Source organism: Pedobacter sp. 05L430 (assembly GCF_056397585.1).
The window spans coordinates 1-921 of record NZ_JBFTNT010000568.1 but is presented as its reverse complement, the minus strand read 5'-3'; the positions used below and the strand labels follow the sequence as shown (position 1 = coordinate 921).

At 37.7% G+C, this 921-nt stretch carries 1 protein-coding gene; it reads right to left on the bottom strand.

The window, feature by feature from the left end; translation table 11 throughout:
* A partial coding sequence (locus AC1DG9_RS27360; RefSeq protein WP_477635735.1) for a PQQ-dependent sugar dehydrogenase occupies positions 1 to 713 on the bottom strand: 713 nt, incomplete at its 3' end.
* Positions 714 to 921: the final 208 nt, after the last annotated feature.

Here is a 921-nt window from a genome sequence, read left to right as displayed (position 1 = left end):
TCATTGGTGTTACCTGCAGATCTTCTGGCATCATACTGCTGAAAACCCTGACGGTTGTCTAGCGGCGCATAACCGTTGTTTACGTATTTAGATTTTGGCGCATCAAAAGGAGTGGAGTTATCACCTGTTGATACATATAGTAAGCCACCAGGTCCAAAAGCAATGGATCCGCCAGTATGGCAGCAGATTTCGCGTTGCGAGTAAAACTCAAGGATAATCTTTTCAGAAGCGGTGCTTATTTTATCGTTTACCAGTTTAAAGCGCGATAACCTGTTCACCGAAGGCTTTACCGGACTATAAAAAGCATACACGTATTGGTTCTTTGCAAAGTTAGGGTCAAGTGCTATACCTAATAATCCTTCTTCAGCATTAACATCAGGTGTATTTAATGTTTTAGAATATACCTCAAGTTTACCGGCTTCTTTAAGTGTTTTTGTGCTGTTCTTAAATAGCATGATTTCACCACGGCGCTGCGACACTAAAATATCATAGTTAGGCAATACTGCCAATTCAGTAGGCTCAGTAAGTTGCCCCTTAAGCAGGCTTACTTTAACAAACCTGTTCTGGTCGGGGGTATCAATTCTAAATTTTGATTTGAACTTACTCTGCTTAAGGTCATTTAGCAGCAAAGTATCTGGTTTTTTTGTTCTGGTTAATGGCGGCAGTAAACTGATCGCAATACCAGAAATTAACAATGCAAAAGAAGTTTTCATTAAAAGTTATAATTATCGTGTGTTGTTTCGAGGACTAAATATAAATGAATATTTCATAAAACAAATATATTTTACGCAATCGATTTCCAAACTTTTTTGAAAACACATTTTACAGGCTTGTTCAGCCCAAATCTATTCAGAATGTGACAACTCCTTGTTCACACGTTAGTGTTAGAATTACACATGGTTGTTAGTGTTACTAATACAC